Below are 21,216 nucleotides of genomic sequence, written 5' to 3' on the forward strand. Positions count from 1 at the left end.
CAGCATAGCGGCCGTTTCTGTCAGCAGGCGCACAAAGCCCGCGCTGCCGCCGCATGACAGGGCGCTCACCTTGCGTTATGCTGCCCCTATGAGCGAACAGACCTTGGAACGGCGGGCCTTTGTAGCCTGCGGGCAGGTGCAGGGCGTGGGTTTTCGCCCCTTTGTCTATCGTCTGGCCCACGAAGAGGGACTCACGGGCAGCGTGGGCAATACCTCCGACGGCGTGCGCATGGAAGTGCAGGGCCCGGCTCAGGCCGTGGCCGCCTTTGGCCGCCGTCTGCAAGACGAGCTCCCCCCCCTGGCCCGCCTCACCAACCTGCGCCAGGAAGCACTGCCCTTGCTGACAGGCGAAACCGCCTTCCGCATTGTGCCCAGCCAGGGGCACAGCGGCCACAGCGTGCTGGTCAGTCCGGATATGGGCCTCTGCGACCAATGCCTGGCCGATATGCGCGACCCCGCCAATCCGCGCTATGCCTACCCCTTCACCAACTGCACCAACTGCGGCCCGCGCTACACCATCACCCGCGCCATCCCCTATGACCGGGCCGTGACCAGCATGGCCTGCTTCCCGCTCTGCCCGCGTTGCGCCGCCGAATACGCCGACCCCCTGGACCGGCGCTTCCACGCCCAGCCCATAGCCTGCCCGGACTGCGGCCCCCGGCTCTGGTTTGTGACCCGGCCGGACAGGGAGGCCGGGCGCACGGCCCCGCCCCTGCTTGCCGGCCGGACCGCTGCGGCAGCCGCCCAGGCGGCCATCTGCGCCGCCGCGGATCTGCTCCAGGCCGGCGGGCTGCTGGCCCTCAAGGGCCTGGGCGGCTTTCAGTTGGCCTGCGACGCGCGTCAGGCGGAAGCGGTGCGCCGCTTGCGGCAACGCAAACAACGCCCGCACAAGCCCCTGGCTCTCATGGTGGACAGCCTGGAAGCGGCCCGCAGCCTGTGCGCGCTGACGCCGGAACACGAAGCCCTGCTGCAAAGTCCGGAAAAGCCCATAGTGCTCTGCCCCCGCCGCGCCAACGCGGCCCTGCCGCCGGAAATAGCGCCGGACACCACGCAGGTGGGAATCATGCTGCCCTATACCCCTCTGCACGCCGTGCTTTTTGATCTGCTCACAGCCCGCACGGCCCAGCCGCCCGTTTTGGTCATGACCTCGGCCAACGCCAGCGGCGAACCCATCTGCCTGGGCAACCGCGAGGCCCTGGCCCGTTTGCCCCATCTGGCCGATGCCTGGCTGCTGCACGACAGGGATATTCTGGTGCGCGTGGACGACAGCGTGGTCACCCTGCAGCCGCAGGAGGAGGCCCCCCACGCCGCCCAACCGCTTTTTTACCGGCGGGCGCGGGGCTATGTGCCGCGTCCGGTCTTTCTGCCGCCCACGGAGGCGCCCGCCCCCTGTGTGCTGGGCGCGGGCGCGGAGCTCAAGGCCACGCTCTGCCTCACACGCGGACGGGAGGCCTTTGTGGGCCAGCACATCGGCGACCTGGAAAACCCCGCCACGCTGCATTTTTATGAAGAGGTGGCCGCCCATCTGGAGGCCCTGCTGGAGGTGCGCCCGGCGGCCCTGGTCTGCGACCTGCACCCCGATTTTCTCTCCACCCGCTACGCGCAGGAGCGCGCCGCGCGGGAAGGGCTGCCCCTCTGGCAACTGCAGCACCACGCAGCCCACGCCGCCGCCGTCCTGGCGGAAAACGGCCGCTGCGAACCGGCCCTGGCGCTCTGCCTGGACGGCACGGGCCTGGGAACGGACGGCACGGTCTGGGGCGGCGAACTGCTGCTTGTAGATTTGGGTGCGCCGCGCTGGCAGCGCCTGGGTCGCCTGGCCCCTTTTGCCTTGCCCGGCGGGGACGCCGCCGTGCGCGAGCCCTGGCGCATTGCCCTGGCCCTGGCCCGGCAAGCGGGCCTGACCGAGGCTGCCGCCCCCTGGGCAACGGAAGCGGGCGACGCCGCCCGCGCAGCGGTGCAGGAAATGCTGCGCCGCAAGGTCAACTGCCCGCTGACCTCCAGCTGTGGACGACTGTTCGACGCCGTAGCCGCAACACTGGGCCTGTGCGCGCGCACCACCTATGAGGGGCAGGCGGCCATTCGCCTGGAGGACGCCGCCCGCAGGGCCACCGACGTGGAAGCGCCCACAGCCGCAGCCCTGCGGGGGAAAGACGCCCAGCGCACGTCCTGCTGGCCCTGGGAGCCTGTGCGACGCGGCGAACTGTGGGAGCTGGACAGCGCGGCCCTGTTCGCCCAAACGGTCACGGCCCAGCAACGCGGCCTGCCTACGGGAGAAATCGCCGCCCGCTTTCACCTCAGCCTGGCCCACGGTCTGGCGGATCTGGCGGCCCAGGCCGCGCGGGAGCACGGCGTGAACCTGGTGGGCCTTTCCGGCGGGGTCATGCAGAACGCCCTGCTGGCCCGGCTGCTGCCGCTGACCTTGCGGGCGCGCGGCCTGACGCCCCTCACCCACCGCGAGCTGCCCCCCGGCGACGGCGGCCTTTCTTTGGGGCAGGCGGTGTGGGGCCGCCGCCTGCTGGCGACGGAGGGCGGCGCAGGATAATGTTTGTTTAGGGGGGGAAGGGAACTTTTGTTCACAAAAGTTCCCTTCCCCCCCATCCTTCAAAAAACTTTTTTTCTTACAGGACCCGACGGCCCAGGTCTAAAAAGCCTCTGTTCCAAATCACTCCGTGCCGCAAGCGCTGTCGCGCACAACGCAACCGCCGCTCTCCAGCTTTTTGTACAGCCAAGCGTAGTCCAGTCTGCCCTCACGCGCGATCTGCGCCAGTTTTCCTTGTCCGTCTTCGGCCAGACGCCGCGCCTTTTCCGCTGCTTCCTGCGCCTCCTGCGGGCGCACGGCCACCAGACCGTCGGCGTCACCCACGATGATGTCGCCGGGGCTGACCACCACATTGCCCAGGGCCACGGGCACGTTGACCGCGCCGCAGGCGCTCTTGTACGGCCCGTTGGGCGAAACCGCGCGGGCGTAGACGGGAAAATCCAGCTGCCGCAATGCCGCGGCATCGCGCACGGCCCCATCAACGACAAAACCCGCCAACCCCCGACGCAGGGCCACGTTAGCCATGATCTCGCCCGTGACGGCGCGCTCCGTATACCCGGCGCAGGAAACCACCAGCACGTCGCCCGGCTGGGCGTTGTCCACAGCATAGTACAGCAGCAGGTTTTCGCTGGCGGGCAGATTGACGGTATAGGCCGTGCCCAGCAGACGGTCGCGGCCAAGGGGCTTGAGGGCCGAAGGCAACGCGGCGTTGCGGCCCAGTACATCGCAGATGTCGGCCACGGCCAGATCGGTAAACAGGGACAACAATTCGGAAGCGGGACGCACAAATTCACGGGTAATGCTGTAGCGCATGGAATATCCTTTCTGAACGCGCCGCGCGCCGTTATAAGCTGTAAAAAAATGTGGAATTGGCGTGGGTGAGTATGCCCACCCTGGCGGCGGGCTTTGCGGCAAGCCAGGCGTTGAGCGTTGCTTGCGCATCGCCTTTGCGCAGCAGGCAACGGGCCACATCGGCTTCCGCAAGGTCCGTGTGCAGTACCAGCTCATGGGCAGAAGCTACGCGACCAAACAAAAAGGCTTTGTGCGCCCCCATCTGAAACTCATGTTGCGCAAAGTCCCGCATCAAATCCTGCTGACTGTGAAACCGGCACACATACTCTTCGTAACGTTCGTCGCCAATGCCTTGGGCGCACTGGGCCACCAGCAGAATTTTGCCGTCGGGGGCGGCGCAGTGGCGGGCTGCATCCAAAGCCTTCTGGGCCTGATACAGACAAATATCCTTGGGCGCGCCGCCACAGGAGGCCACCACGATGTCAAACCGCTGCTTCAGCTCATGACCATAAAGACGGCTGGTTTCCTTGGCGGCATGGCGCAGCACGGTGGGCGGATCGCCCACAAACAGCGCCGCCGGCTCCTTGGTGGACGTAAGCGCCACGTTGACAGCCAGACGGACGCCCGCCAGTACGCCGGCCTCATTGAGATCCTCCCGCACCGGATTGCCTTCGATGTTGCCGGCGAAGGCCCCGTCACGGCACAGCATACTGTGGTTGCGGGCAATCATGGCGGCCGAAGCGCAGCCCACCACCACCCCTTTGGCCCCACCCGTGAATCCAGCAAACTGATGAGCGTCCACCATGCCCATGACAATCTTCAGGTCCGCATCGGCATAAGCAGCATTAATTTCCACCGGCGTGCCCCGACTCGTCACGCCCATTTGCCGCAGAGGCGAATGCTGGGCGTCATGGGCCACCACCGTGCAACCATCCAGATTTTCAGGCAGAATGCGCGCCAGCTGGGCCGCGTCCGGAGGTTCGTGCAGACCGCCGCCTACCACAATGCGCACATGCTCGTGCGGCAACTGGGGAAAAGCCCGAAAAATCCTCTCCAGCAGCGGGGGCAGCAAAAGTTTTATGGGGAAAGGCCGCGTTTCGTCCGGCACCGCAATGGCGACAGTGGCCGGCACGGCCATTTCCTCAAGGCGCGGGCAGCCCATCGGCGCGTCCAGGGCCGCGGCAAATGCGGCAAGGGGCGTAGCCAAAGGAGCAACTGCAGTCGGCCTGATGACAGTTACCGGAGTGGAATGGGGAAAATTTAGTAACAATTCCTGTTTACCATATTTTACCATCTGTCGCATTTGTGTATACTCCACTTGGCTACTGTTGGCCGCCCGTGCGGCAGCAGGTAGTGCGGCCCTGACTTGAAGGAAGCCGGGACCGCACTGCTGTTGTGGTTTAATGTCCGGCAGTTAACATGGACGTGTCTTCATCCACTCCATCGTCATCATCTGCCTCGCCCAGGTCCATGGGCTGCAGCTTGGGAATGACGAAGAGCACCGTGCAGGCGGCCAACAGTACCATGCAGCCGGCGATAATCAACGCACCGCTGAAAGAGCCGGTGACACTAAGAATAGTACCGGTAATCAACGGGGCGCAGATGCCGGCGGTGGCGCCGGCGGCGTTCATGACGCCGGCAATCCGCCCCGCGTATTTTTTGGGCGCCAGCTCCGTACAAATCGTCCAAAGCATGGTGGTGCCGGCCGATTCGCAGGCTACCGCCACTATCAGCAAAGAAATGCAGATGGCAAAGGACTTGGTGAACCCTACACCGATGACGGAAGAAGCCAGCAGCATCATGACAACGATGCAGCCCTTGCGCGCTGCGGTGACGGAATAGCCCCGGCGAATAAGATAATCTGAAAACATGCCAATGAGCGGTTGGCTTGCAAAACCGCAAAGCCACATGATGGAGTCGTAAGTACCCATCTGCATGGTGGTGAAGCCGTGCTCAAGGATTAAATATCCAGGCAACCACGTAACAAAGAAGTACAGAAGATAATCCTGGAAAAACTTAGCGAGCAGCAGGCCGTACATGCCACGCTGCCGCAGCAGACGCCCCCAGGGCACCTTGCGGGCCGGCGAAGACGTTGTAACCTTGTCCGTTTTCTTCTCTTTATATGAAACAAACCAAAGCAGAACCCAGAGCAAACTGCCAAGGCCAGTAAAGATAAAAGCAAATCGCCATCCCCAGTGGGTCAGCAAAAAAGCCATCAGCAGCGGACACACGGCAAAGCCCATGCGCAGGCCGGCAGTATATACGCCGGTAACAATACCGCGCTGTTTGGAAGGAAAACTGTTGTTCACCACCTTGGCGTTGACGGGGAAACTGGCGGATTCGCCCGCCCCCACGCCGATGCGCGCGATAATGAGGTGGATTTTATCATGGGCAAGACCGGTCAAAGCGGAAAATATGGACCAGATAAAAGCCGCCCAGCCCATAACGCGCCTTGCGCCAAACTTATCCGCCCAACTACCCGCAAAAATATTGCATATAAGGTATGGCCAAAAAAATGAGGAAAGCACCATACCCATTTCTGCAGGCGTCATGCCCAGTTCTTTGATAAGTGTGGGGGCGCTGATTGAGAGGCTGGCCCTGTCAAAAGCATTGATAAGCGTTCCGCTGAACAGCAGAAACACAATCCACACTCTATAGCGTGTCGAGGAATATTGTTCCATAACAAGTCCTTAAGCCACACCGTAAAACGGCATGGGGGTAGCGCGCTATTATAAAAGGAGGTATGCTGAGATCCGACACGTATCGCCTGCAGCCTGCCGTGGACAAATACTCACGGCAAGCTGCAGGCGGTGGTGGTTACGCGCTTTCGTACAGGCGGGTCATGATGAACTCACGATGGCCCAAAGCCTCTGCAGAAGTGTTGCGGCCATTGCAGGTGTGGAAGAGCATGTCCAGCAGCATGTCGCCGGCCTGGTCCATGTTGATTTCCCGACGCAGGATGCCGGAAACGTCCACATCAATGTGCTCGTTCATGGTGCGCACAGTGCGCGGGTTGGCGGAGAGCTTGATCACCGGCAGGATGGGGTTGCCGATGATGTTGCCCTGCCCCGTGGGGAAGAAGTGGGCCACAAAGCCGGAGGCGGCGCAAAGGGTCACCATCTCGGCAGCGGCAGAAGAAGAATCCATGAACCACAGACCGGGGCCGGTGGGGCTTTCAGCCTTGTCCAGGCAGCCAATGACCGGAGCCTTGCGGCCGATCTTCTGGATATTGCCCAGGGCCTTTTCCTCAATGGTGGTCAGGCCGCCTTCAATGTTGCCCTTGGTGGGCTGGGAATCGCACAGGTCGTTGGTCTTGTGGTCGTCCACCACCTTGGCGTAACGATCGAAGAAAAACTTGAACTTGGCGCGCACTTCGTCGTTGGCACAGCGGGCCATGACCAGATGTTCGCCGCCGGTGATTTCCGTGGTTTCGCCGAAGAGGGTAGTGGCCCCGGCTTCCCACAGCTTGTCAAAAGCGTTGCCCACCGTGGGGTTGGCGGCAATGCCCGACGTGGTGTCGGATTCGCCGCACTTAGTGGAAACCCACAGCTCGTCCACGCGGCACTCGGTGCGCTGCAGCTCGGTGGCGTAGTGCACAAATTCCTTGGCCTTGAGCGAAGCGGCGCGGATGGTCTCCAGGTCGCCGTGCTGCTCAATGCCGAAGCCGGCCACAGGCTTGCCGGTTTTGGCAATGCCGTCCACCACGCGCTGGGTCCACTGGGGTTCGATGCCGATAACCACCACAGCGGCCACGTTGGGGTTGCAGCCCACGCCGATCAGCGTACGGAAATGCAGGTCCAGGTCTTCGCCGAACTGCAGGCGGCCGTAGGCGTGGGGCAGGGCCAGGGTGCCCTTGATGTTGTTGGCCACGGCCTCGCAGGAGGCGTTGGAAAGGTCGTCCAGGGGCAGGATGAGCACATGATTACGGATGCCTACCCGGCCATTGTCGCGGCGATAGCCCATAAAAGTCTTTTGCATCGGATTACCACCTCTTGGTTTTGACATTGTGAACGTGCAGGTGCTCGCCACGCTTGATGGGCTTGACCACCTTGCCGATGTCCGTACCGTACTTGATGACTGTATCGCCCTCGGCCAGGTCCTTAAGGGCAATCTTGTGCCCGATGGGAATGTCGTCAAGGGTGGCCATTTCCACACTGGAATCGCCGTCCATGATCCAGCCGTTGAGCTTATCGCCCTTTTTCACCCCTTCGACCACGACAACGCCGACGCTGTCGCCGGGCTCGTGCACTACAAAATGGGTTACCATGCCATTCTCCTTCATAGTACTGTTAGTAATACGCTTTTTTAAAATCAAAGCGGGCCTTAATGTTATCCTTCCACAATGCATAAAATAATATCAGAATACTACATACAATTTGTTTCATAAAAACCACTTCATAAATTATTATTTATCCAAAAACATCATTCTGGCCTTATACTAGCAAGCAGCATGCCAACACCATCCAACACCGGAAACTGGCGTTGCCTCTATATTTTTTTCACATTCATGTTTGTTTAACCAATCAACATGTTGACTTTTAAGCAGTGATGTCCATATACAGGCAGCAAAAAGCCCATATATAAACAGGAGCCCCCATGCCCTATCAGATCAGCCCCAACGGCCTCAGCAATCCTTCCCTTACGGTGGGGCAGGTACTGCACCATCTTGCGCGCCTGGTAACGGAAAAGATGGACCGCAACGCCTTTTTCCAGATCCTGGCCAAGCAGCTTCGTGTTTTATTTCACTACGACCGTTTCTGCATCAATCTCTATGACGCCGAGCGGGAATTTCTGAACCTCTTCACCGCCGCCGACGGCACCGTGGTGGAATCCCTCTCCAACACCCGTATTGCCCAGAACACGGTAGCCGGCCTGGCCATAACCTCCCGCAAGCCCGTGGTCATCAACGATCTGGCCTCACAGGGTTTCGGCATGGCGCCCCTTTCTCTGGCCACAGTGGGCCTCAACGCCACCATTGCCCTGCCCCTGATCATCAACCGCGAGGTCATCGGCACGCTGCACGTTTCCTTTGTCCGCCAGCCGGAAAACGTGGTGGAGATTCTCAACTTTCTGCTGGAGCTGAGCCCGGTGCTGACCACCTTTCTTTTTGCTGTGCTGGCCGAAGAGCGCGCGGCCAACGCCCGCGCCGCCCAGCCCCCCGACCCCGAAGCAGGCGAAAATGCCGCCGGCAAGGCCCGCCTGGAAAGCCGCCTGTTGGAAACCCCGGACATGGCCCGCATCACGGGCACGGCGCGCAAGGTGGCCAAGCTGCACATTCCTGTGCTCATCACCGGCGAAACGGGTACGGGCAAGAGCATGCTGGCCCGCTGGCTGCACCGTCACAGTCCCCGTCGCGGGCACAACTTCGTCAAGGTCAACTGCCCTTCCTTGGCCCCCACCCTGTTTGAAAGCGAAATGTTCGGCTATGCCAAAGGAGCCTTTACCGGGGCCACGGCCAAGCGCACGGGCCGCATCGAGATAGCCCAGCACGGCACGCTCTTTCTGGACGAAATCGGCGACCTGGCTCCGGAAATGCAAAGTAAACTCCTGCAGGTGCTGGAAGAAAACTCCTTTGAGCGCGTGGGCGAGGCCACGCCCATCGGCGTGGACATCCGCGTGCTTTCGGCCACCAATGTGGATCTGGCCGAAGCCATGGCCGAGGGCAGGCTACGCCGCGACCTCTACTACCGCCTGGGCTCCGTGGTGCTGCACATGCCCGCTCTGCGGGAGCGCAAGGCCGACATCCCCTTATTTGTGGACTACTTCATCAAGCAGTTCGCTGCGGAATACGAGCTGCGCCCGCCCCGGCTGCCGCACAGCGTGGTCCAGACCCTTTACGAACACGCCTGGCCCGGCAATATCCGTGAGCTGCGCAACGTGGTCAGCCGCATTTTGCTCCACTCGCTGGACGCGGCCGTGACCGACGCCTTTGTGCGCGAGGCCCTGCACCTCTGGGCTGCCCCCCAGGAGGACGACCAGCCGCAACCCGCCGCCACTCGCGGAAATTGCACTGCCACACCGCAGGCCGCAGCGCCCGCAACGCCGTCCCATCCCGCCCCGGCCACGCTGCCCACGCTGGAGGAAAACGAACGCGCCCACATCCGCCGCGCCCTGGCCGCCACGGGCGGCAAAATCGCCGGTCCGCACGGGGCCGCCGCCCTTTTGGGCGTGCCGCGCAGCACCCTGCAACACCACATGCGCAAACTGGGCCTGGCTGCAACCTCCTAAAACCGCCTTTTTCCCGTTCCCGCAGCGGGCCGGTCGCGCCCCCGGCTTGAATTTCGCGGGCAGTGGGCATATCATGTCCCCTTGCGTAACAGAAATCAGCGCTTTTCGGAGTCCGCATGCTCGAGTATATCCGTTCCAATGCCCAATCCTTCGGCGTCAAACTGGTCTTCGGCGTCATCATTCTCGTCTTCGTCTTCTGGGGCGTGGGCAGCTTCAGCGACAAAGGCGGCCGCAACTTGGCGGCCACAGTCAACGGCGAGCCCATTACGGCGCGGGATTTTGAAATGGCCTACCGCAATGCGGAAGAATCCCTGCTGCGCAACAACCCCGGCCTCACCCGCGAACAACTCAAGGCCCAGCAGCTGGGGCGGCAGGTACTGCGCGACCTGGTGACGCAAAGCCTGCTCAGGCAGGAGGCCGCCCGCATGGGCATCAGCGTGAGCCCCCTGGAGTTGCGCCTGGCCGTGGGCCAGATCAAGGCCTTCCAGAATGACAAGGGCGACTTCGACCCGGCGGCCTACAAGCGTGTGCTGCAGGCCCAGCGCCTCAGTCCTGCGGATTTTGAACAAGAGACCAGCGCGGACCTGCTGCGCCGGAAGCTCTTTGCCCTGGTGACGGCCGGGGCCTGGACAGACCCCGCCGAAGCCCGGCAGCGCTATAACTTTCTGCGTCAGAAACGCACGGTAGACTATATCTTTTTGCCCGCGTCCAACTTTATGGACAAGGTCAAACCCACCGATGCCCAGGCTCAGGCCTATTATGAGGCCCACAAAGCCGCCTTTGCCGTGCCCGCCAAGGTCAAGGCGGCCTATATCCGCGTGCGGCCCCAGGATCTGGTCAATCCTGAAAACATTGACGCGGCCGCCGCCCGCCGGTGGTACGACGCCAATAGCGCCCGCTTTACCCAGGAGGAGCAGGTCAAGGCCGCCCACATCCTGGTGCCCCTGGCCGAAGACGCCCCCCAGGCCGAGGTGCGCAAGGCGCAGGAAACCGCGGCTTCCATAGAGAAGGAGCTGGCCGCCGGTAAGAGCTTTGCCGCCGTGGCCGACGCCCACAACGGCCCCAATGCCGCCGGTCCCGGCGGAGAACTGGGCTGGCTCAAGCGCGGCGCCACGGTCAAGCCCTTCGAGGATGCGGCCTTTGCCCTGGCCCCCGGCCAGGTCTCTGCCCCTGTACGCAGTCCCTTCGGCCTGCACATCATCAAGGTGGAAGAAAAAAAGTCCGGCGGCGTCACCCCCTTTGAAAAAGCCCTGCCCGATGTGCGCCGGTTCATGGCTGCCGAACAGGGCGCGGACAAACTCCACGACGTGCTGGACAGCCTCATTGAGGACAACATCCTGGGCAAACCCCTTGCGGCCAGCGCCCGGCGCTTTGGCCTCACCGCCGAAGAAACGGACCTCGCCGCCGCGACGGAGCTGGAAAAGACCCTGGGCGTCAAGCCCGATGCGGCCCAGACCCTGGTCAACATGCCGGCTGGCGCGCCCCTGGATACGGCGCTGGAAGCGGGCGACGCCTATGTGGTGGCCCGAGTGCTGGCGGCCGAACCGGCCGCCACGGAATCCTTCGACAAAGTTAAGGACAAAATTTTTGCCGCGCTGACGGAAGAGCAGGCCCTGGCCACCGCCCTCCAGGCTGCGGCAGAACGCCGCAAAGAGCTGCGGGACGGCCCCCTCAACCCCACCTTTAAACAGGGTCTGGGGGCGCGCACCCCCGCTCCGCTGGAACGCGGCGGCGCGCTGGAGGGCTTTGCTCCAGAGCCGGCTCTGGCCGAGGCCGTCTTCAGCGCCCCTGTGGACGCCTGGCTGCCCACGGCCTATGCCGTGCAGAACCTCAAAGAAGGCAAGGGCGCGCTGCTGGCCCATGTGGCCGCTGTACTGCCGCCCGACGTCAAGGAATGGGAAACGGTCAAGGACATCATGCAAAGCGCCGTCACCCGCGAACGGAGCGAAGGGCTGTTCGAGGTCTTTATGCAGCGCCTGCTGGTCAACGCCAAAATCGAAGTGAACAATCCGGACCTGGTGGACAGAAAGAACATGTGATTCCAGGGCCGGGCTTTGCCCGGCCCTTTCCCTTATATCCCCACGCGGAAGGTTCCCTTCCCTCCCCCCGAAAAAATCCCCGGCTCGGCCGGAACCAACGGACATCAAGGAGATACGCCATGTGCGGCATTATCGGCTATGCGGGCCACAGGCCCGCGGTTCCCGTAGTGGTGGAGGGTCTGCGCCGTCTGGAATACCGCGGCTATGATTCCGCCGGTGTGGCCTTTTTGCGCCAGGGCGCGCTGGACGTGGTGCGGGCCACGGGCAAACTGGCTGCGCTGGAAGAAAAACTGGCCCACGAAGAAGGCGTCACCACGCCCACCTGCGCCATGGGCCACACCCGCTGGGCCACCCACGGTGTGCCCGCCGAACGCAACGCCCACCCCCACCGCTCCAACGATGGGGCCCTGGCCATGGTGCACAACGGCATCATTGAAAACTACCTGGAAATCAAGGCGGACCTTACGACCAAAGGCTACACTTTCAGCTCTGAGACGGACACCGAGGTGCTGGTCAACCTCATTGCCGAGCGCCGCAAAACCGAACCAGACCTGTTGCACGCCTTTGCCGCGGCCCTGCGCGAGGCCCACGGGGCCTACGCCGTGTGCCTCATGTGCCGCGATGAGCCCGGCGTCATCTACGCCGCACGCATGTCCGCCCCGCTCATCTTCGGCCTGGGCACGGGCGAGCACTTTGTGGCCTCGGACATTCCGGCCTTTCTGCCTTACACCCGGCAGGTGATTTTTCTGGAAGACGGCGAGCTGGTGCGCGCCACCGCCGCAGACTATGCCGTCCTCAAACTGGCGGACCTGCGCCCGGTGCAGCACGAGGTGCAGACCATCCAGTGGGACATGCAGGCCGCGCAGAAAGGCGGCTACCGCCACTTCATGCTTAAGGAAATTTTTGAACAGCCCCGCGTGATCACCGACGGGCTCACGGGCCGCGTGAGCGCCGACCACAGCGCCGTGCGCCTGGCGGAGCTGGACGCTTTGCCCGTGCCACGCCGCCTGCACATTGTGGCCTGCGGCACCTCCTACCACTCCGGGCTCTGGGCGCGGCACTTGCTGGAACCTTGGGCCGGCGTGCCTGTGCAGGTGGAAATCGCCTCTGAATTCCGCTACCGTGAAAGCCTGCTCCTGGACAAGGACGACATGGTGCTGGTCATCAGCCAGAGCGGCGAAACCGCCGACACCCTGGCCGCCCTGCGCCGCGCGCGGGAATGCGGGGCCACGGTGCTGGGGCTCTGTAACGTGGTGGGCTCTTCCATCGCGCGCGAGGCTTCGGCCGTGCTCTACACCCAGGCCGGGCCGGAAATCAGCGTGGCTTCCACCAAGGCCATGTGCAGCCAGATGCTCATGCTGGCCCTTATGGCTCTGTACTGGGGCCGGCGGCAGAACACCCTGCCGCTGGAACAATGCCGCGCGCTGTTGCGCCAGCTGGAAAATCTGCCCGCCATGCTGGACGACGCCCTGCCCGCCATGCACGCCACCGCGCGCGAACTGGCCCGCAAGTACGCCCAGGCCCGCAACTTCTTTTACCTGGGGCGCGGCCACTGCTACCCCCTGGCCCTGGAGGGCGCGCTCAAACTCAAAGAGCTTTCCTACATCCACGCCGAAGGCTATGCCGCCGGCGAAATGAAGCACGGCCCCATTGCCCTCATCGACCCGGCCTTCCCCACCTTTGCCCTGGCCCTGGACGACGGGCTGCTGCCCAAGGTGGTTTCCAATATGGTGGAAGTGCAGGCCCGGCAGGGCAAGGTCATTGCCCTGACCAACCCCGGCGTGGAGCCGGAGGCCGAGGACGTCTGGCGCATCCCGGCCCTGCCCGCGCCTCTGGCCGGCTTTATGGCCCTGCCCGCCCTGCAGCTCTTCAGCTATGAAATGGCCGACTACCTGGGCAAGGATGTGGACCAGCCGCGCAATCTGGCCAAGAGCGTCACCGTGGAGTAAGGCCCGGCGCGCCTTGCCTCCAGGCGGTGAATGGGGCATACTGCGGCAGCGCGTGCGGACGCCGCAGGGGGGAAAATATGGGGTGCGAACTTCTGCTGTTTGATATCGGCAACACATCGGTCAAAATCGGCCTAGCCGACGCGCGTCGGGTGGTCGCCTCCTACACGCTGCACACGGACGTGGGGCAGACGGCGGACAATCTGGGCCTGACGCTTTTGCCCCTGCTGCAGCACGCAGGCGTGACGCCGGGGCAGCTGGTCGGCTGCGTGGCCTCTTCGGTGGTGCCGGGTTTTGATCCCCTGCTGCGCGAGGCCGTGGCCCGCTACCTGGACCGCCCCCTGCACCGGGTGGGCAAAGATCTGCCCGTGCCGCTGGAAAACCGCTACGAACGCCCCTGCGAGGTGGGGGCCGACCGTCTGGTGGGCGCTTATGCGGCGCGGCGGCTGTTCCCTGAAGTTCCGTCCATCCTGGTGGTGGATTTCGGCACGGCGGTCACCCTGGACTGTGTGAGCGGCGATGCCTACCTGGGCGGCCTGATTTTTCCCGGCCCGCGCACGGCCCTGGCCGCGCTTTCGGGCGCGGCGGCCAAGCTGCCGCGCATCAATCTGGACGTGCGCGCCACAGAGCCCTCGCCGGGCCGCAACACCAGCACCAGCATGCGACACGGGCTGGTCTTCGGCTTTGCCAGCATGGTGGAAGGGCTGGTCCAGCGGCTCAAGCGCCAGCTGTCCGGCCCGGTCAAAGTGCTGGGCACGGGCGGCTTTGCCGACGCCATCGCCCGTGTGAGTCCGGTCTTTGATCAGGTGGCCCCCATGCTCTTGCTTGAAGGGCTGCGCCGCCTGTACTACGAACAGCGGGACACGCTGGACCGCTGACCCCGCGCCGTTCGCGCGCTTTTTTCGCAATCACCGCCCGCAGGGCAAAAGGAGCCATCATGAGCAGCATCGCCTCGGTTTTCGGCCGTGAGATTCTTGATTCGCGCGGCAACCCCACTGTGGAAGTGGAAGTGACGCTGGAATCGGGCCACAGCGCCAGAGCCGCCGTGCCTTCCGGCGCGTCCACCGGCAGCCGCGAAGCGCTGGAAATGCGCGACGGCGACAAAAAACGCTTTGGCGGCAAGGGCGTGACCAAGGCCGTGGAGCACGTCAACAGCGAAATTGCCGACGCCCTCACGGGCATGGACGTGCTGCGCCAGGTGCAGATTGACAATACCCTCATTGATCTGGACGGCACGGACAACAAATCCCGCCTGGGGGCCAACGCCATGCTGGGGGCCAGCATGGCCTGCGCCCGCGTGGCCGCGGAATACCTGGGCCTGCCCCTCTACAAATATCTGGGCGGCATCAACGCCAAGGTCCTGCCCGTGCCCATGATGAACATCGTCAACGGCGGCGCGCACGCTCCCAACAACCTGGACATTCAGGAATTTATGATCATGCCCGTGGGGGCCATGACCTTCCGCGACTCCCTGCGCATGGGCGCGGAAATCTTCCACACCCTGCAGGCCATCCTCAAAAAGGACGGCCACGTCACCAGCGTGGGCGACGAGGGCGGCTTTGCCCCCAACCTCAAAAACCACGACGAGGCCTTCACCTACATTATCAAAGCCATTGAAGAAGCGGGCTACAACCCCGGCCGTGAAGTGGCCCTGGCCATAGACGCCGCGGCTTCAGAATTTTACAAGGACGGCGCTTACGTGCTGGCCGGTGAAGGCAAAACCTTCAACAACGCCGAAATGAGCCAGTGGTTGGCCGAGTTTGCCGACAAATACCCCCTTATCTCCATTGAAGACGGCATGGCTGAAGGCGACTGGGACGGCTGGGGCATGCTCACGGGCGCTCTGGGCGACCGCATCCAGCTGGTGGGCGACGACGTTTTCGTCACCAATCCGGCCATTCTGGCCGAGGGCATTGACGCGGGCGTGGCCAACGCCATCCTCATCAAACTGAACCAGATCGGCACAGTCACCGAAACCCTGGACACGGTGGAAATGGCCAAGGAGGCCTCCTACAGTACGGTCATCTCCCACCGCTCCGGCGAAACCGAAGACAGCTTCATTGCCGACCTGGCCGTGGGCCTCAATGCCGGGCAGATTAAAACCGGCTCCCTCTGCCGTTCGGAGCGTATGGCCAAGTACAACCAGCTGCTGCGCATTGAAGAAGAGCTGGACGAGGACGCCGAATTCTTCGGCCCCATCATGGCGGAATACTACCTGCAGGAAGGGGGGGACGAGTAGCCTCGTCCGGTTTGCCCCTGTCGGCAGGGTACCAGCATCTTGTGCAGGGAAGACAGTTGCGGGGGAGGCGGCCCTTTTGCAAAAAGGGCTTCTTTCCCCGCAAAATTTTCGCCGCGCACGTTCCTTGTGTTCTGGAGACGACATGATTCTGATTGACGGCAAAGCAACGGCGGCGGCCCTGCGGGCCGAACTGGCCGAGGCCGTGGCCGCGGCGCGGTCCGACGGCGCGCGCGCGCCAGGCCTGGCGGTGATTTTGGTAGGCGAAGACCCGGCCTCGCAGGTCTATGTACGCAATAAGGAGCGAGCCTGCGCCGAGGCGGGCATAGTTTCCTTTCCGCACCATCTGCCCGCCCAGACCAGCCAGGCGGACCTGCTGGCCCTGATCCGCGCCTGCAATGCAGACGCCAACGTGGACGGCATCTTGCTGCAGCTGCCCTTGCCCGGCGGCCTGGACGCCCAGGCCTGCCTGCTGGCCATTGATCCGGATAAGGACGTGGACGGCTTCCACCCCATGAATGTGGGGCGGCTTTCCCTGGACCTGCCGGGATTTGTTTCCTGCACGCCCGCCGGGGTCATGGAGCTTTTGCGGCGCTACGAGCTGCCCACGGCGGGTCAGCGGGCCGTGGTGGTGGGGCGCTCCAACATCGTGGGCAAGCCCCTGGCCATGCTCTTGTCCCGCCCCGGCCCCTACGGCGACGCCACAGTCACCGTGTGCCACTCCCGCACGCCCGACCTGGCGGCGCAGTGCCGGCAGGCGGACTTTCTGTTTCTGGCCCTGGGCCGGCCGCGCAGCATCACCGCCGACATGGTGCGCGAGGGCGCTGTAGTTATTGACGTGGGCATCAACCGCACCCCGGAGGGCCTTTGCGGCGACGCGGACTTTACCGCGGTGAGCAAAAAGGTCCGGGCCATCACCCCGGTGCCCGGCGGCGTGGGGCCCATGACCATTGCCATGCTGCTGGCCAATACCGTGCAATCCTGGCGGCAACGCCTTTCCTTATGAGCGAAGCAAAAAAGCCCTGCATCCACATCGTCAAGGCCCGGCAGCACAATCTGCGCAACATCAGCCTGGATATCCCCAGAGACGAGCTGGTGGTGGTCTGCGGGCCTTCGGGTTCCGGCAAGTCCACCCTGGCCTTTGACATTGTCTATGCCGAAGGCCAGAGGCGCTATGTGGAATCCCTCTCCACCTACGCCCGCCAGTTTCTGCCCCAGATGGACAAGCCCGATGTGGAAAAAATTGAGGGCCTTTCCCCGGCCATTTCGCTGGAGCAGCAGAGCGTTTCGCGCAATCCGCGCTCCACAGTGGGCACGGTGACGGAAATCTACGACTTTCTGCGCGTGTTCTACGCCCGGCTGGGGCGCATGTACTGCCCCCAGTGCGGACGGCCCATTGAGGCCCGCGCCGCGGACGAAATCATTGCGGACATTCTGGCCCTGCCCCAGGGCGAAAAATTTATGGTGCTGGCGCCGCTGGTAGAACTGCAGAAGGGCACGCATCAGGACAAGTTTAAAAAACTCAAGGCCGAAGGCTTTGCCCGTGTGCGGGTGGACGGCGCGTTTCATACTCTGGACGCCCTGCCGGAGCTGGACAAGAATAAAAAGCACAGCATTGACCTGGTGGTGGACCGCCTGGTCAACAAAGAGGGCCTCCGCGGGCGGCTGGCCGATTCTGTGGAACTGGCCCTGCGCTTCGGCGACGGGCGCCTGGTGGTGCACCGCCCCGGCCTGCCGGAAGCGGAGCAGGACGCGGTGCAGTCCACTACCTCGGTCTGCCCGCACTGCCATATTTCCCTGCCGGCCTTGAGTCCGCAGCTGTTTTCCTTCAACGGGCCGCAGGGGGCCTGCCCCCGCTGCGTGGGCCTGGGCGGGGTGGACTACTTTGAGCCGCGCCTCATTGCTCCCAACATGGGCCTGGCTCTCAATGCCGGGGCCCTCTTGCCTTGGACGGGCAAGTCCTTTGCCCGCTATGCGGCGGCCCTCAAGGCCCTGGGCAAACGCTTCCGGTTCAGTCTTGACACGCCGCTGGAAAAATTTTCCGAAGACGCCCTGGCCGCCCTGTTTTACGGCGAGGACGAGCACGGCCGCCCGGCGCGGACCTCGCTGGGCCTGCGCCGCAACTGGATGGGCGGCAGCGTGGCCCTGGGCGCGGCGGGCGACTACCAGAGCGAGCATTTTTCTGAAGTTCTCAAAACACAGGGCCGGGTGCAGGCCGACGAACACCGCTGGCCCGGCGTCATCCCCCTGCTGGAAAGCGGCATGCAGTACGGCGAAGCCTGGCGCGAGGCGCTGGCGCGCTTTCGCCAGACCATGGCCTGTCCGGACTGCCGCGGCGCGCGCCTCAACCCCGGCGCTCTGGCCGTACGCGTAGACGACCTGAACATCGCCCAATTCTGCGCTCTTTCCGTGGAACGCGCCCTGGACTGGCTGGCCCGGCGTCGCTTTACGGGCCGCCACGCCCTCATCGCCGAACCACTTTTGAAAGAACTCACCCACCGTCTGTCCTTCATGCGCAATGTGGGGCTGGAGTACCTCTCTCTGGGCCGCTCCATGGCCACCCTTTCCGGCGGCGAGGCCCAGCGCATCCGTCTGGCCTCACAGCTGGGCTCCGGCCTGGTGGGCGTCACCTATGTGCTGGACGAACCCTCCATTGGCCTGCACCCCCGCGACAACGAACGCCTGCTGGGCACCCTGCGTTCTCTGCAGGCCCGCGGCAACACCGTGCTGGTGGTGGAGCACGACGAGGCCACCATCTGCGCGGCGGACACAGTTATTGAGTTGGGCCCCGGCTCCGGCGCGCAGGGCGGCGAAATCATGTTCCAGGGCTCTGTGGACCAGCTCCTGCGGGCGGACACGCTCACGGCCCGCTACCTGCGCGGCGACGCCAGCATCCCCCTGCCCGACCAGCGCCGCGAGGGCAAGGGCGCGCTGCTGCTCCACGGCATTACCACCAACAACCTGCAGAACATCGACTGCCGCATCCCCCTGGGCGTGCTCACCTGCGTTACGGGGGTTTCCGGTTCGGGCAAAAGCTCGCTGGTGGTGGATACCCTCTACAAACATCTGGCCCTGAGTCTGGGCCAACGCGTGGATCAGCCCGGCAGCATAGCGGGCCTGAGTTATACCAAGGACGCCGCCCCTGTGGAGCGCATTGTGGCCATTGACCAGACCCCCATCGGCCGTACCCCGCGCTCCAACCCGGCCACCTACACCAAAATCTTTGACGAAATCCGCAACATCTTCGCCCTGACGCCCGACGCCCGCAAACGCGGCTACAAACCGGGGCGCTTCAGCTTCAACGTGCGCGGCGGCCGCTGCGAAGCCTGCGGCGGCGACGGCCAGATCCGGGTAGAAATGCACTTTCTGCCCGATATCTACGTCACCTGCGACGTCTGCAAAGGCCGCCGCTATAATCACGAAACCCTGGAAGTGCGCTACAAAGGCCTGAATATCGCCGACGTGCTGGAGCTTACCGTGCGCCAGGCGCGGGAGCTTTTCAGCAGCTATCCCGCCCTGGAGCGCCGCCTGGCCGTGCTGGAAGAAGTGGGCCTGGAGTACCTGCGCCTGGGCCAGCCCGCCACCACCCTTTCCGGCGGCGAAGCCCAGCGCATCAAAATCTCGCGCGAACTGGGCAAACGCTCCCTGCCCGGCACCATGTACATTATGGACGAACCTACCACCGGCCTGCACATGCACGAGGTGGGCAAGCTCATCAAGGTGCTCCACGCTCTGGTGGACCGGGGCGCCAGCGTGGTGGTCATTGAGCATAATACAGATATGATCCTGGCCGCGGACCATGTGCTGGACATGGGTCCCGGCGGCGGCGAAAACGGCGGGCGCATCGTGGCTGCGGGCACACCTGAGGCCATTGTGGCCGACCCGAACTCCGTCACCGGGCGCTTTCTCATGCAGGAACGCCTGGACAGGACCAAACGCCGGCCGCAGCCCGCGTAGCTGCAGCCAGAGAAAGAAAAGCCGCCGGAGGCGGCTGGGGGACACAGGCCCCGCTCTCCCCCTCCCCGGCGCGCAGGGCCTTGCGGTCAGCGCCATAGCAACATGAATGCCCGGCGACCCTCTTCCGCAGGCGCACAGGACGTTTCACAGACCTCCGCCCATTGCCTTCACGGGCTGCGGCGGTGTAGCCTGCGGGGCAGGCGCTTTCCTGTCCCAGGCAACCTTTGCAACAGATGAGGTTAGACATCATGGCCAATCTTCTGATCATCGGCGCGGGCGGCGTGGGCAGCGTGGTGGCCCACAAGTGCGCCCAGGCAGCCAAATACGAGCAGGCCTTCAGCAGCATCACCCTGGCCAGCCGCACCCGCGCCAAGTGCGACGCCATTGCCCAAAGCGTCAAAAAACGCCTGGACGTGGACCTCAGCACCGCGCAGGTGGACGCGGACAATGTACCCGAACTCTGCGCCTTGCTGCGCGACGTAAAGCCCGACCTGGTCTGCAACGTGGCCCTGCCCTACCAGGACCTGCACATCATGGACGCCTGCCTGGAATGCGGCGTGCACTATGTGGATACGGCCAACTACGAGCCCTTGGACACGGCCAAATTTGAATACAAATGGCAGTGGGCCTACAACGAACGCTTCCGCGACGCGGGGCTCACGGCCCTGCTGGGCTCCGGTTTCGACCCCGGCGTCACCAACGTCTACGCCGCCTGGGCCCTCAAGCACCAGCTGGACGAAGTGCACGTACTGGACATTATCGACTGCAACGCCGGCGACCACGGCCAGCCCTTTGCCACCAATTTCAATCCGGAAATCAATATCCGCGAAGTCACGGCCAGGGGCCGCTACTGGGAACGCGGCGAATGGGTGGAAACCGACCCCCTGTCCTGGTCCATGACCTACGACTTCCCCGACGGCATCGGCCCCAAAAAATGCTACCTCATGTACCACGAGGAACTGGAATCCCTGGTGCGCAACCTCAAGGGCGTCCGCCGCGCCCGCTTCTGGATGACCTTTTCGGAAAACTATCTCAACCACCTCAAGGTGCTGGGCAACGTGGGCATGACCCGCATTGATCCCGTCAAATTCCAGGGGCAGGACATCGTGCCCATACAGTTTCTGGCCAAGCTGCTGCCCGACCCGGCTTCCCTGGGCCCGCTCACCAAGGGCAAGACCTGCATCGGCGACGTGCTGCGCGGCGTAAAAAACGGCAAAGAAAAAACGGTCTATATCTACAATATCTGCGACCACGAAGTCTGCTACGCCGAGGTGGGTTCCCAGGCCATTTCCTACACCACGGGCGTACCCGCCATGATCGGCACCAAAATGGTGGCCTCAGGCCAGTGGCGCAAGCCCGGCGTCTGGAACATGGAACAGATGGACCCGGACCCCTTTATGGAAGACCTCAACCGCTACGGCCTGCCCTGGCAGTGCGTGGAGGTAAAATAACCCGCCAACGGCTTTGCGCGAACACGGG

The 21,216-nt window shown here is 63.7% G+C and carries 14 protein-coding genes; 9 read left to right on the plus strand and 5 right to left on the minus strand.

What is annotated here, in order from left to right; genetic code table 11:
• Positions 1–88: 88 nt before the first annotated feature.
• Positions 89–2,542 (plus strand): carbamoyltransferase HypF, encoded by a 2,454-nt coding sequence (gene hypF, locus J7I12_RS08905; RefSeq protein WP_302548442.1) that lies wholly within the window; start codon positions 89–91, stop codon positions 2,540–2,542.
• A gap of 120 nt (positions 2,543–2,662) precedes the next feature.
• Here the strand turns inward: hypF and J7I12_RS08910 are convergent, their stop codons facing one another.
• The 5 genes from J7I12_RS08910 to J7I12_RS08930 all read right to left on the minus strand — a co-directional run bounded on the left by J7I12_RS08910 (position 2,663) and on the right by J7I12_RS08930 (position 7,598).
• The gene (locus tag J7I12_RS08910) at positions 2,663–3,352 is read right to left on the minus strand and encodes an RraA family protein (RefSeq protein WP_302548439.1); all 690 of its coding nucleotides are present in this window, start codon (positions 3,350–3,352) and stop codon (positions 2,663–2,665) included.
• A 31-nt stretch (positions 3,353–3,383) separates the two neighbouring features.
• Entirely contained in the window at positions 3,384–4,634 is a 1,251-nt protein-coding gene (gene larAH5 / locus J7I12_RS08915) for a nickel-dependent malate racemase, LarAH5 family (RefSeq protein WP_487125630.1), read from the minus strand.
• Positions 4,635–4,731: 97 nt separating this feature from the next.
• A complete protein-coding gene (locus tag J7I12_RS08920; RefSeq protein ID WP_303192880.1) occupies positions 4,732–6,012 on the minus strand; it encodes an MFS transporter in 1,281 nt (426 codons plus the stop codon).
• 136 nt (positions 6,013–6,148) lie between these two features.
• On the minus strand, positions 6,149–7,309 hold the full coding sequence (locus tag J7I12_RS08925; RefSeq protein ID WP_118229323.1) for a UxaA family hydrolase: 1,161 nt from the start codon (positions 7,307–7,309) through the stop codon (positions 6,149–6,151).
• Positions 7,310–7,313: 4 nt separating this feature from the next.
• On the minus strand, positions 7,314–7,598 hold the full coding sequence (locus J7I12_RS08930; RefSeq protein WP_118229324.1) for a UxaA family hydrolase: 285 nt from the start codon (positions 7,596–7,598) through the stop codon (positions 7,314–7,316).
• A gap of 329 nt (positions 7,599–7,927) precedes the next feature.
• Between J7I12_RS08930 and J7I12_RS08935 the strand changes: the two genes are divergently transcribed.
• The 8 genes from J7I12_RS08935 (at position 7,928) to J7I12_RS08970 (ending at position 21,188) form a co-directional block, all read left to right on the plus strand.
• Positions 7,928–9,559, plus strand: a complete 1,632-nt coding sequence (locus tag J7I12_RS08935; RefSeq protein ID WP_302549047.1) for a sigma-54-dependent Fis family transcriptional regulator — start codon at positions 7,928–7,930, stop codon at positions 9,557–9,559.
• 116 nt (positions 9,560–9,675) lie between these two features.
• Entirely contained in the window at positions 9,676–11,598 is a 1,923-nt protein-coding gene (locus J7I12_RS08940) for a SurA N-terminal domain-containing protein (RefSeq protein ID WP_487125631.1), read from the plus strand.
• Positions 11,599–11,717: 119 nt separating this feature from the next.
• A complete protein-coding gene (gene glmS, locus J7I12_RS08945) occupies positions 11,718–13,547 on the plus strand; it encodes a glutamine--fructose-6-phosphate transaminase (isomerizing) (RefSeq protein ID WP_288908575.1) in 1,830 nt (609 codons plus the stop codon).
• Positions 13,548–13,624: 77 nt separating this feature from the next.
• Positions 13,625–14,422, plus strand: coding sequence for a type III pantothenate kinase (locus tag J7I12_RS08950; RefSeq protein WP_118229328.1), 798 nt, complete (start codon positions 13,625–13,627; stop codon positions 14,420–14,422).
• A 59-nt stretch (positions 14,423–14,481) separates the two neighbouring features.
• Positions 14,482–15,783: a phosphopyruvate hydratase gene (eno, locus tag J7I12_RS08955; RefSeq protein WP_118229329.1), complete on the plus strand. Its 1,302-nt coding sequence runs from the start codon at positions 14,482–14,484 to the stop codon at positions 15,781–15,783.
• A 142-nt stretch (positions 15,784–15,925) separates the two neighbouring features.
• Complete coding sequence (folD, locus tag J7I12_RS08960; RefSeq protein ID WP_118229330.1) at positions 15,926–16,786, plus strand: bifunctional methylenetetrahydrofolate dehydrogenase/methenyltetrahydrofolate cyclohydrolase FolD; 861 nt, start codon at positions 15,926–15,928, stop codon at positions 16,784–16,786.
• Positions 16,783–19,737 (plus strand): excinuclease ABC subunit UvrA, encoded by a 2,955-nt coding sequence (gene uvrA / locus J7I12_RS08965; RefSeq protein ID WP_118229331.1) that lies wholly within the window; start codon positions 16,783–16,785, stop codon positions 19,735–19,737. Before folD ends, uvrA begins: the two co-directional genes overlap by 4 nt.
• Positions 19,738–19,985: 248 nt before the next feature.
• The gene (locus J7I12_RS08970; protein ID WP_118229332.1) at positions 19,986–21,188 is read left to right on the plus strand and encodes a saccharopine dehydrogenase family protein; all 1,203 of its coding nucleotides are present in this window, start codon (positions 19,986–19,988) and stop codon (positions 21,186–21,188) included.
• Positions 21,189–21,216 lie beyond the last annotated feature (28 nt).

Source organism: Desulfovibrio diazotrophicus (genome assembly GCF_902498985.2).
Classification (GTDB): Bacteria; Desulfobacterota; Desulfovibrionia; order Desulfovibrionales; family Desulfovibrionaceae; genus Desulfovibrio; species Desulfovibrio legallii.